We start from the raw sequence: 12,512 nt of genomic DNA on the forward strand, positions 1-12,512 counted from the left end.
TTTAATTGCATTCGATGATACAAAGGCCTCTATTATGAGTCAGATCCATCCCACAGCACTCATCTCACCGTCTGCTACGATTGATAAAACCGCAACCATTGGCCCTTACTGTATTGTCGGTGATGAGGTTACGATTGGTGCACATACTGTATTGCATCGCCACGTGGTTGTCACTAGATTGACTCGTATCGGTGAATACAATCAGTTTTATCAATTTTCGAGCATTGGCGAAGACCCGCAAGACCTCAAATATGCGGGTGAGCGTACTTGGCTTGAGATTGGCGATCATAATACCATTCGAGAAGCCTGTAGCTTGCACCGTGGTACTGAGCAAGATGGTGGATTGACAAAAATTGGCAGCCATAACTTGCTCATGGTTAACACTCATGTGGCTCATGATTGCTTAATTGGCGACCATAATGTATTGGCTAATAATGTCGGCGTCGCAGGTCACGTTACCATTGGCAATCATATTATTGTCGGTGGTAACTCAGGCATTCATCAGTTTTGTACAATTGATGATTATAGTTTGGTTGGTGGTGCAACGTTAGTCTTAAAAGATGTAGCGGCGTTTACCATGGTTTCAGGTAATCCTGCTAAAGCACATGGTCTTAATATTGAAGGTATGCGCCGTAAAGGCTGGTCTAAAGATAGCATCGACGTGCTGCGTCAAGCTTATCGTGTGGTATTCAGATCTGGTTTAACGACAGGGCAAGCACTTGAAGTATTAAAACAAGATCTGTTGCCAAAAGAGTCAAAAATCGAATTTTTAATTGATTCGCTACAGAAAAGTCGCCGCGGAGTCGTGCGCTAAATTCTGTTTTAATACATCGGTAGCTCATTTTAAATAGTTTTTACCATCAAAACTAAATGTTATAAATAGTAATCATAAATATAAAAAGCCATAACTATTAGTTATGGCTTTTTATATTTATGATTACTTGACTTTTTTAGTTGCTTAGCAGAAACTGAGCCTCTACAACAATGTAAACAATTCTTTCTTAATGTTGCTGGATGCATCACATTGATGCATAGAGTAAATAGTCAAATATTATGGACAGCTATTTATAATAATCAAGGATGATTATAAGCAATATTAATTGAAGTATGAGGAAGGAAAAATGGCTAGTAATAAACAAGATCATGCGCAGTGGAGCTCAAGTTTTGGCTTCGTACTGGCAGCAGTAGGCTCGGCAGTCGGCTTAGGAAATATTTGGAAATTCCCTTATATGGTAGGTGAGAGCGGTGGTTCAGCTTTTGTTATTGCCTATTTGTTCTGTATTGCTTTGGTTGGTTTTCCAGTATTGGTCGCTGAGTGGCTCATTGGTCGCCGTGGTCAAAAGAATCCTATTAATACCTTTAAAGATGTTGCTGTTAGTGAAGGTAAGTCAAGTAGCTGGGGTATTGTCGGCGCAACCGGTATCTTAGGTGGTTTTTTAATTCTCTCTTTTTATAGTGTCATCGGTGGCTGGGCGCTGAACTATATCACTAAAGTTGGCACGGGCAGTTTTGCCGGTCAAAACAGTGACTCTGTCGCTGCAACCTTTGATGGAATGCTAGCATCAGCAGGTACGCTAACGATTTGGCATACGGTATTTATGATCATTACCGCACTTATCGTCGGTATTGGTGTGACACGCGGTATTGAAAACGCGGCTAAAATCATGATGCCATTACTGGGTGTGATTTTATTTATCATCGTTGGTTATAACGTGATAAATGGTGGTTTTGGTGAAGCGGTTAATTACTTGTTTGCACCTGATTTGAGCAAGTTGACCGTTGATGTAATGCTAGCGGCATTGGGTCATGCTTTCTTTACCCTATCTATTGGTATGGGCATCATGGTGGCTTATGGTTCATACTTAGGTCGTGAAGTGAACTTACTAAAAACAGCTCGTACGGTTGTTATTTTAGATACAGTTATTGCCTTAGCAGCTGGTTTGGCCATTTTCCCAATCATCTTTAGCAATGGTCTTGATCCTGCATCAGGTCCTGGTTTGATTTTTGTCAGTCTACCGATTGCTTTTGGTAGTATGGCTGGTGGTACGATTATTGGTACTTTGTTCTTCTTATTGATTACCTTTGCTGCTGTGACATCGTCGATATCATTGTTAGAGCCAAGTGTCGAGTTCTTAGAAGAGCGTACATCGATGAACCGTACGATGTCTACCATTACTGCAAGTACTGTGATTTGGCTATTGGGTATCGCTGCGCTATTGTCGTTTAACCTATGGAGCGACTTTACTATCATGGGCAACGGCATCTTTGATGCACTAGACAAACTTACCAGTAAGTTCTTATTGCCGCTAACCGGTCTTGCAGGCATTATCTTCTTTGCTTGGAGAATGGACCAACGTAGCATTCAGCAAGAGCTTAATTTATCAAACGGTACTTGGCAGATTTGGCAAATCGTTACTAAATTTATAGCGCCAATCGCGGTCATCGTGGTATTTGTGGCTGCATTGGTAGGCTAATCATCTATTCTTGATATGTATCCTGTTGATAGTTAGCTTGTTAAAATTTAGTGAACAAAAAAGGCTTAAGATTAATCTTAAGCCTTTTCTGTATTTTATATCCGAATAGCTAACGTCAAATTACCATTACTATTAACGCAAATTCAGCTCTGGCACCGTCTGTCCGCGTTTGCTATAAAATTCATTCACGAACTCATCAAATTTATCTTGTTCGATGGCATCTCTGATATTTTGCATCAAACGTTGATAGTAACGCAAGTTATGAATCGTCGCTAACTGCGCGCCAAGCATCTCTTTGCATTTATTCAAATGCGATAAATAAGCACGACTAAAATTCTGGCAAGTATAGCAATCGCATTCAGGGTCTAATGGACCTTCATCGGTGCGGTATTGGCTGTTGCGTATACGTACCACGCCCGCATTGTCGGCGTCGCCTGTGACAAAATAATGACCATTACGCGCATTCCGGGTTGGCATGACACAATCGAACATATCGACACCGCGGCGTACTCCTTCAACGAGGTCTTCAGGCTTACCGACACCCATCAGATAGCGCGGCTTATCGGCAGGCATGTCATCTGCGATATAATCTAGGACGTCTATCATCTCTTCTTTTGGCTCGCCAACAGACAAACCGCCAATGGCATAGCCATCAAAGCCAATTTCAAGCAAGCCTTCTAGTGATTGCTTGCGTAAATCAGCGTACATACTGCCTTGAATAATGCCAAATAACGCATTGGTACTGCCAAGCTTTTTATGCTCATCAACGCAGCGTTGTCCCCAACGTAGTGACAACTCTAAAGACTTTTTAGCTTCATCGTGAGTAGCAGGATAGGGCGTACACTCATCAAACTGCATCACGATATCTGAGTTCAAGCTATATTGAATCTGCATCGATTTTTCTGGTGATAAAAAGACTTTAGCACCATCGATAGGTGATTTAAAAGTCACACCTTCTTCAGTGATCTTACGCATCGCGCCAAGACTGAATACCTGAAATCCGCCAGAGTCAGTCAAAATAGGCTTATCCCAATGCATGAATTTATGTAAGCCACCGAATTTATCAATAATATCGGTACCAGGGCGTAACCATAAATGAAAAGTATTGCCCAAGATGATATCTGCGCCAATTGCTTCGATATCACGTGGTAGCATGCCTTTAACGGTACCGTAAGTACCTACTGGCATAAAGGCTGGCGTTTGTACATCGCCATGATTGAGGTGGACTGTACCACGGCGTGCGCGAGTGACACCACTGGCTGTTTTATGTAAGACAAATTGCATAAGGTAACCGCTATATGAGCTATGAAAATGGCGCTAATTATAGCATTGTTAGGCTTTTTTTGGTTATTGATGTTTATTTAGCTTAGATTTCATGGGGTGTTTTAGTCGACTATAACTAAAAGCTACAGACATCGTGATCAAGTCATTGTTAAAGTAGAAAACAGACCAAAACCCAAATATTAATACCTTATATGCTTTTGGACAATGGAGATAAGTCATGACCAAAAGAAATTACTTAAAGAGCAGCTTATTGTTAAGTAGCTTATTATCGATATCAGGAGCAGCTATGGCTACCGAAGAGCCGAAATATACTGTCTTGTCGCAAACTGAAAATTTTGAATTGCGTCGTTATAATGAGCAGTTGGTAGCGCAAACTTGGGTTTCTGGTGATCAAAATATGGCCAGTCGTGCAGGGTTTAAAGTGTTAGCAGATTATATATTTGGTAACAATACTGCGCCAAGTGGCGAGAGTAGCAAAATCAGCATGACTGCCCCTGTGACGATGCAATCTGAAAATAAAAATAGCAGTGATGAGTCGCAAAAAATAGCCATGACAGCGCCAGTGAGTATGCAACAAAACGATGGAAAATGGCGTGTGCAATTTACCATGCCAAGCCAATACACGCTGCAAACGCTACCAAAACCAAATAATTCAAATATTGAAATTGTGAAAGTACCCGCTAAGAATTATGGTGTTATTAAGTTTTCAGGGCTTGCTGGCAGTGAAAAGGTGGCTGCGAAAACGGCAGAATTGCAGTCTTGGATGCAGGCGCAAAAATTAAGGATGTCAGGTGAACCTGAATTGGCACGTTACAATCCACCATGGACACTGCCATTTATGCGCCGCAATGAAATAATGATCGCTTATCAGCAAAAATAACTCATAAAAAAAGACAGCAAGAGCTGTCTTTTTTATATCTAAATTCGGAATATCGGGTTTAGCTGTTTTGCTCGCGAATGATATTGAGCATACGGCGTAATGGCTCAGCCGCGCCCCATAACAGTTGGTCACCAACGGTAAATGCACCTAGATACTCAGGACCCATATTAAGCTTACGCAGGCGACCTAATGCGACAGTCAAAGTGCCCGTCACTGCAACAGGAGTTAAACGGTTCATAGTGGCTTCTTTATTGTCTTCAACCACATCTAACCATTCATTACCGCTATTCTTCAGTGCCGCTTCGATCTCTTCTAATGGAATGTCTTTTTTGAGCTTAATCGTTAAGCCTTGTGCATGACAGCGCATCGCCCCAACGCGAACACACATACCATCGATAGCAATCTTATCTGCTTCAGAGTTGCCAAGGATCTTATTGGTTTCAACACCACCTTTCCACTCTTCACGAGACTGCTTGTTCTCTAATTGTGAGTCGATATAAGGAATCAAGCTACCGGCTAATGGCACGCCAAAGTATTGTTTAGGAAAATCGTCTGAGCGTTGAGTCTGAGCGATTTTTTTATCAATCTCAAGAATGGCGCTAGCAGGATTGGCAAGCTCATCTTTAACAGCATCACGTAATACACCCATGCCTTCAATAAGCTCACGCATGTTGTTAGCGCCTGAACCACTAGCGGCTTGATAAGTCATGGCGCTGACCCATTCGACCCAACCTTTATTAAACAGCTCACCAATTGCCATCAGCATCAGTGACACAGTACAGTTGCCACCGATAAAGTCTTTTTTACCCTCAGCGAGTGCATTATCGATAACAACTCGATTAACCGGATCAAGAATGATGATGCTGTCATCTTCCATGCGTAAGGTGCTTGCCGCATCAATCCAGTAGCCAGTCCAACCACTATCCCGCAGTGGTTGATGTACTTTTGAGGTATAGTCGCCACCTTGGCAGGTAATGATCACATCACAAGCGGTAAGGGCGTCAATATCATGAGCATCTTGTAGTTGGCTGGTCTTAATACCATCAAAACTTGGCGCATCACCGCCTGCATTACTGGTTGAAAAGAATACTGGCGTAATACCGTCAAAATCTTTTTCTTCCATCATACGTTGTAACAATACTGACCCGACCATACCGCGCCAGCCTACCAAACCTACTGTTAAATCACTCATCAAACTCAATCCTTTTTTACAATAAATTGTTGCATCGCCAACCAATAACAATGCCGTGAATAGCTCCAAAAAGCAAGGTTTTTTGATAGGTTTCGCGGGTTTTACTAGCACTATTAACTATGATAGTTATAACTTTGAGTTATGGTCATTCTTCTAGCTCTGCTAATGAATTAGAAATGATATTCATCATAAGTGAAATATAGACTTTGATAACGGAACAAGCACAGACGTAAGCCTGATCTTTGTAATGTTTTATAGTATCTATTAGGTAATTAGTGTTCAATAGTAGGCGCAGGTTGTCTGGAATGCTAAAGTAAGCCCTTATATATAATGCTTACCTTAAGCACTTTTCGTTTTATGTTTTTTATTTAAATATTTCTATATGCATTTTATTAAGAGAATTTATCGTTTAGCTATTATAGACGCTAAGCCATAATAATAACTAACATAATCAACGGTGTAACTGTTGATTTGATAAATGGTCGATACACATGATGGATTTCTCCTTTCTATATTACGGTGCGCAAGGACTGGCAGGGCTCGTCGCATTTATCACTATTTGGGGATGGCTACCACTTGATAATTGGTGGGTACGCGGTGTGGATTTCCCTCGTATTCAAATCATGATACTTGGTATCATTGCTTGGCTTGGCATGGTGATATTTGGACCTCAGTGGCAGCTAGAACAATGGCTGTTATTTGCGGCTTTGAGTATTACGTTAGCCTTTCAGCTCAGAATGGTATTGCCCTATACTCTGCTATGGAAGAAAGAAGTACAAAATGCCAAAGATAAACCGGATGTTGAGGAATATCAGTTAAAAATCATGGTTTCAAATGTGTTGACCACCAATGATGATACTTATAAATTGGTTGAGTTAGTACAACAGAAACAACCTGATATCTTAATTACTTTAGAAAGTGATGAAAAATGGGAAAAAGCGCTTAATCAAGTTGAGTCTGATTACCCTTATACAGTAAAAGTGCCTTTAGATAATTTATATGGTATGCATCTTTATTCTAAGCTTGAGCTGATAGACCCTGAAATTAAATATTTGATCATTGATGATATACCTTCTATTCACACTCAGATACAGTTGCAAGGTGGGCGCGTCATTTGGCTTTATTGCTTGCATCCTATGCCCCCCAGTCCAACAGAAGCTGATAAATCTACGACCCGTGATGCTGAGCTATTGATGGTTGGCAAGCATATTAAAGACAATAAGCAAACGGCCATATTGGCAGGTGATCTTAATGACGTTGCTTGGTCACAGACCACACGTCGTTTTCAACGTATTTCAGGGCTGCTAGATCCCCGTATCGGACGACATTTTATCAATACTTTTCATGTTAACTATCCGTTTTTACGTTGGGCATTGGATCATCTTTTCCATAGTGCTTGCTTCACAGTGATTGATATTGAACGTTTACCTTCGATTGGCTCTGACCACTTTCCTATGATGACAACGTTGCAATATGAGCCAGAAGAGGAGAGTAATCAAAAAGGAAATGCTCCTACAGCACAAGCAGCCGACTTTAAAGAGGCGGAAAATAAGATCGAAGCAGGCAAAAAAGAAGGTTGCAAGGTGTCTAAAGAGCATGAAGAATCGGAATAGAAGTGAGATTCAGAAGAATCCTAGTAAGCAAAGGATGCCTACTAGCTAAACAATTCAGACGTAAGCAAATGCTTACGTTAAATAAGGTCTTTAGCCTCTAGTCGCTGCACATCAATTGTCTTAGAATACATCCATCAACACAAGGATACGCAAGGATGTAGTGTTGAGACAGTATCAATAATAGGACAGGACAGCCCACTGTCTCATGGATTACTGTTTATGACTTAGGATGAGTCAACACGGAAGAGATAACAATAATAATATGAAAAACCATAGCCCCGAACCAATCGCCCTAGGTTCGGGGCTTTTCTTTGTGCTTACGTTATTCATTTATATATTTTTACTCGTCGTTTTTATGCTTGAGCATTTATGTATCTGCTATTATTTTCAAGTAAATCACAAATCAAAAGGCATAAAAAAAAGGATATACGCACTGGCATATATCCTTTTTTATAAAATACTTTGACTGGTTATTTAGTTCACTTGATCATTAACCAAGCACTTGGATATAAGCGCCAGCACGTAGCTCTTGTAGCCAGTCTTCTTTGGCTTGTGGTGCTAGGCGTTGATATAGAGCTTGACGTGCCATAGTACGACGATACTCATCGCTGACATCTTGTTGACGCTTACCTTCAACTTTCAGTATGTGCCAACCAAATTGCGTTTTAAACGGGGCAGAATAGTCACCGACAGCTGTGTTTTTCATCATTGCTTCAAACGGAGCAATCATCTGATCTTCACCAACCCAATCTAAATCGCCACCACGCCCTGCTGAACCAGGATCGTCTGAATACGTTGACGCTAGACTATCAAAAGCAGCACCATTACGTAGCTGACTATATAGGTCGTTAATTTTTTGCTCAGCAAGAGCATCTGTTTGTAGCTCATCAACTTTAACCAAGATATGACGAGTATTCCACTGAGGAACAAGCATGGTATCACTGGCTTTTTTATTAGCAAGCTTAATAATATCGATACCTTCAGGGGTGACTAAAGGCGCACTCACAGCGCCAACCTCAAGTTTGGTAATCTCGCTCGATAGCTCAGTTGGGAGGGCAGCGGCTTTATGAAAGCCCATATCACCACCTTGTAATGGGATAGGGTAGCTGCCTTGACTGGCTGCAATCGCTTCAGCGACATTGACATTTGGCACAAGAAGGCGTGTACGTAACTTTTGCGCCACTTTTAAGGCGTCATTACGCTGTGCTTCTGATAGGCGACTATAGTCATCCATATATGGAACACGGACATGGACTGTCTGATACTCACTTTGGTTCAAGCGTTTGGCTTCAGGTGATGCCAAAAATGCATCAATATCCTGCTCGCTAATACGCACACGATTAGTGATTTGACGCTGTTGTAAGGCTTGAATAGCGGCATCTTCAATCAACTGCGCGCGCAAAGTCGCGTAGCTGCCCGATTGCGCTGAGTCTAAACGCTGTTGTAAAGCGGCGATGCTATTTAAACCTTCTGCTTTTGCTATTTGTTCTAAGCGCTTATTGATAGACGCTTCATCGGGATTTAAACCAACACGTTTGATCAAGGACAGCTGTAGTTCGCGCAAAATAAGGGCGTTTAATACTTCTGACTGTAACTGTGCTGAATTGGCAATAGGTTCACCCGCAGCTTTTGCACGTGCCTGTGTCTGAGCAATGGCAGCAATGAGATCACTTTTTAAAATCGCATTTTCATTCACCAATGCAATGATGCCATCTGTACTATTGGCAGGCGTTAAACGAGCCACGTTGTTTTTTTGAGTTGTCGTCGCTTGCGCTTTTGCAGAGTTCACCGTTGCTGCTTGGGCACTAACGCTCATACCAAGAGCAGTCATTAAGCCCATCGATAGGAATACTGCTTGGCTTGTCTGGCGTAAAGAAAAAAATCTCATGATGCTCCTCATCAATGTCATTGCATCGGATGGTAATCGGTTAAATCCACTCGCCACTACTTTAGCATCAAATAATGTTAATACTAAAGTATTGGCTAGGGTTGTTTATAATAGAATGCAAACCAGTTTATACCATACATACTAGGCTATAAATTAGGCTTGTCTCTTATCATGTTATTAGTCTTTCCATGCATTTTGAACAGGTTCAAAACCTAATACTTTATCAGCAAGTAAGCGTGTCAAACGGCTACTACCACTGCCAAGACCACTTAATCTCACTTCTGCCATAATCGCTTGTGTGGGTTTTTCAGCAATATTCAAGTCATTATAATAACGACGACCATAAACCGCAAAGCCAAAACAGCAATCTTCATAATCGATCCCAATCAATGAATCGAGCATTTGGTTGCGATTATAGTCGTATTGACCTTGAGCCAGTACACGCCAGTTATTATTGATTGGGAAAACTGCTGACGCTGTCAATGCAGACAGTGGTAACTGGTTGGTATTTTCATCACGTTGACGTTTGATAAAGCCTACATTAAATAAGCTTCTATCAGATGGCTGGTAACGTAACTCAGTAGTAATATAATTTAAATCGTAGCTATTGGTCAGCGCGCCACTCACATCGACCCAGACATTATTATACGGCTGTGTGCTGGTATCCCAAACTAGCCCTGAAGAGGATGAGGTAAAGACAGGTTTTGTATTATCAAGCGTAACGCGTCCATCATCAAGATAAAATTGTTCACCAATGCTACCATCAAAACGTGTCACGCCCGTTGCATCGATGTAACGATAGTTAATACCTGGGGTAAAAGCATGTAAATCTTGTAAGCGATCATGCCCTAAAAACCAGCTGTCTGAGAATAACTGCTCATAGTTAATAGAGGCAATACGAGTATTAAAGTTTGGAATATCGTTTTGGTCTTTATAAGGCGAGTAAGTATATTTCAGGCGTGGGCTAAGCAAACGATAGCCACCTAACGTGTCATCAAATGCGCCAAACGGTGAGCCAGCTTGATAAAAATGTAAACCTGCATCAATACTGGCTTGCGGGACAAACACTGACTGGCTACCATCATCTTTACCCAGTGAATTGTCAACTAAGCTGTCTTCATCATAAGTAGTAAACAAATGTTGTAAGATTAGCTTTGGCTTGATATAACCCCATGAGTTCTCCATAGGATAAGAGGCACTGAGTTTATTATAAAAACGTGTGCCACTTTTTTCATTCTCAGAACCATCATCGATGGATTTTTTAAAATAAGCGGAGTCACTAACGCCAGTGATATCAAAATGCTTTGCCCAAGGTAGACGGTAATCAAGTTTGAGCTGTGGTAGGCGCGAGTAAGGCTTGTCTTTATCTTGCAACATCTGCCCACTGTTATTCAACGCATCAAGTGTTTGGAAGGTTTCTACTTTTAGCTCGCCGTCGACATAGTCATTATAATAATTCAGTTGCGCTCGGCGCGGCAGATTCAAGGTATTGTCTGATAAACCTAGCGTATCAAAATCATTAAGGTAGTCGGCATCAGATACGTAGCTGTATTTGGCCTCACCGCTTAGGCGTGGGATGCTGGTAGATGACCAATAATGATCATAGAACAAACTGCGGCGGTCTTCGCCATCGTATTCTTTATCATTAGGCAAGTAGGAACCATTAAAGATACCCTCGCCATAATTTTCTGTTAAATAACGAAACTCTCCAGATAGCATAGGATTACGAGTGGTATAAATATGCGTGCTTAGCGTGGCATCATAGTTGGGGGCTAGGTTGAAATAGTAAGGCACATCAATTTCAAGTCCGTTTTCGCTACTAATGCTTGCATTAGGCAATAAAAACCCACTACCGCGTCGACTGTCTATCGGAAAGTTAAAATAAGGCAGATAAAATACGGGCACATCAGCAATACGGAAGGTGGTATTGTAAGCTTCACCGCGTCCTGTCTCAGTGTCTAAATCTATGCTTTTGGCATCAAATTGCCACTTACGATTGGTCGGAGGGCAGGTGCTATACATGACCTCATCCAATTCATATTGGCTCTCATTCGGTCGGTTTAAGCGCTTGGCATAACCATGTGCTTGTAGCTCAACACTGGCAAAGGCAACATTTGTAGCAGTAGATTGCCCTGTTTCAGTATTATAATTCAAATTGTCAGCGACACCAATGAGACCACCTTGTGTTGCTTTATCAGTAAGGCTAGTTTTACCATTTTGCTGAGTGCGGTCTTGTGCCCCAGTTACAGAGACATTGCCAGTAGCTTGGTCAGTAAACATCACTTTACCTTGCGCCGCTGTCACCCCGTTGCTTAAGTCCAATACGATTTTTTCAGCCTCAATATGCTGAGTACCTTGGTCAATGATGACATTACCTGATAGCTCGGCATAATCGACATTATCATAGTAGCCATAATCTGACTCTGCAAATAGTGGCGCTTGATTATTGGGCAGACCGTTTAAATTTGGTGCTGGTTGACCATTACTGGCGCCTGCTTCATTAATAGCCCGTTGATAATTTGGATTTTTCTTAGGATAGACCCATTGTCCCTCACAGCGCGCCGCACTATCGACAGTGTTTGGCAGCAAGCGCAGATTGCTACCAACAGTCGGAATGTTGGTGGTTACAGGTGTTAGGCTATTTTGATTGCTGTTTACTGTTGAAGCGTTCGTCTCTGGCGTCAGCTCATAAAACTCTGCTAAACGTTTAAGGCTTTCTTGAATACTCTCATCATTGGTATCAATTCGGCGATTACCAGCCTTTGATGGGTTGCTTGTATTTACTGGGGCAACGCGGCTATCTTGGCTCGTCTTGGTACGATCATTAATCTCAGTAATATTGCTATTATTTACAGCCGCGTCATTACCTAGAGTAGCATCACTACTCAAACTGGCTTTTTTATAGGCTGCTGACTGCTGACTGTCGCTTTGATAGCTGATATCTTGATTGATTTCATTATTAAAACCAGCATCAGTTGCTACGTCATCAGCATACTGGTTTGAGCTATCAGTCACCAATGGCTCAGGCATCATCGAGTCAGTCTGATTGATAGCGGCGCTAACGGTCAAGCTCGATAAGCCTAGCGCGCCAAATAAAATCAAACGGATGCTTTGGTAAAGCGGAGAATATAACAAGGGCACACCTATGATTTGTAGAGCCTATTGGATTGCAATATATCGT

At 41.6% G+C, this 12,512-nt stretch carries 8 protein-coding genes; 4 read left to right on the top strand and 4 right to left on the bottom strand.

Features of this window, described 5'->3' with window-relative positions; translation table 11 throughout:
* The first annotated feature begins 34 nt into the window (after positions 1–34).
* Positions 35–814 (top strand): acyl-ACP--UDP-N-acetylglucosamine O-acyltransferase, encoded by a 780-nt coding sequence (gene lpxA / locus OEG80_RS04300; protein WP_181210130.1) that lies wholly within the window; start codon positions 35–37, stop codon positions 812–814.
* 307 nt (positions 815–1,121) lie between these two features.
* Positions 1,122–2,474: a sodium-dependent transporter gene (locus OEG80_RS04305; protein ID WP_181210129.1), complete on the top strand. Its 1,353-nt coding sequence runs from the start codon at positions 1,122–1,124 to the stop codon at positions 2,472–2,474.
* Between the two features lie 132 nt (positions 2,475–2,606).
* On the opposite strand, the gene tgt is transcribed toward OEG80_RS04305, so the two are convergent.
* Complete coding sequence (tgt, locus tag OEG80_RS04310; protein ID WP_020443802.1) at positions 2,607–3,758, bottom strand: tRNA guanosine(34) transglycosylase Tgt; 1,152 nt, start codon at positions 3,756–3,758, stop codon at positions 2,607–2,609.
* Positions 3,759–3,975: 217 nt separating this feature from the next.
* Between tgt and OEG80_RS04315 the strand changes: the two genes are divergently transcribed.
* Positions 3,976–4,638: an SOUL family heme-binding protein gene (locus OEG80_RS04315; protein WP_181210128.1), complete on the top strand. Its 663-nt coding sequence runs from the start codon at positions 3,976–3,978 to the stop codon at positions 4,636–4,638.
* Between the two features lie 58 nt (positions 4,639–4,696).
* Here OEG80_RS04315 and asd read toward each other — a convergent pair whose 3' ends face one another.
* Positions 4,697–5,830 (bottom strand): aspartate-semialdehyde dehydrogenase, encoded by a 1,134-nt coding sequence (gene asd / locus OEG80_RS04320; RefSeq protein WP_181210127.1) that lies wholly within the window; start codon positions 5,828–5,830, stop codon positions 4,697–4,699.
* Between the two features lie 491 nt (positions 5,831–6,321).
* On the opposite strand from asd, the gene OEG80_RS04325 reads away from it, so the two are divergent.
* Entirely contained in the window at positions 6,322–7,443 is a 1,122-nt protein-coding gene (locus OEG80_RS04325; protein ID WP_263241961.1) for an endonuclease/exonuclease/phosphatase family protein, read from the top strand.
* Positions 7,444–7,933: 490 nt separating this feature from the next.
* On the opposite strand, the gene OEG80_RS04330 is transcribed toward OEG80_RS04325, so the two are convergent.
* A complete protein-coding gene (locus OEG80_RS04330) occupies positions 7,934–9,331 on the bottom strand; it encodes a peptidylprolyl isomerase (protein ID WP_020443797.1) in 1,398 nt (465 codons plus the stop codon).
* Between the two features lie 177 nt (positions 9,332–9,508).
* Positions 9,509–12,466, bottom strand: a complete 2,958-nt coding sequence (locus tag OEG80_RS04335; RefSeq protein ID WP_263241966.1) for an LPS-assembly protein LptD — start codon at positions 12,464–12,466, stop codon at positions 9,509–9,511.
* Between the last annotated feature and the right edge of the window lie 46 nt (positions 12,467–12,512).

It is taken from the genome of Psychrobacter sp. SC65A.3 (assembly GCF_025642195.1).
Lineage (GTDB): Bacteria > Pseudomonadota > Gammaproteobacteria > Pseudomonadales > Moraxellaceae > Psychrobacter > Psychrobacter cryohalolentis.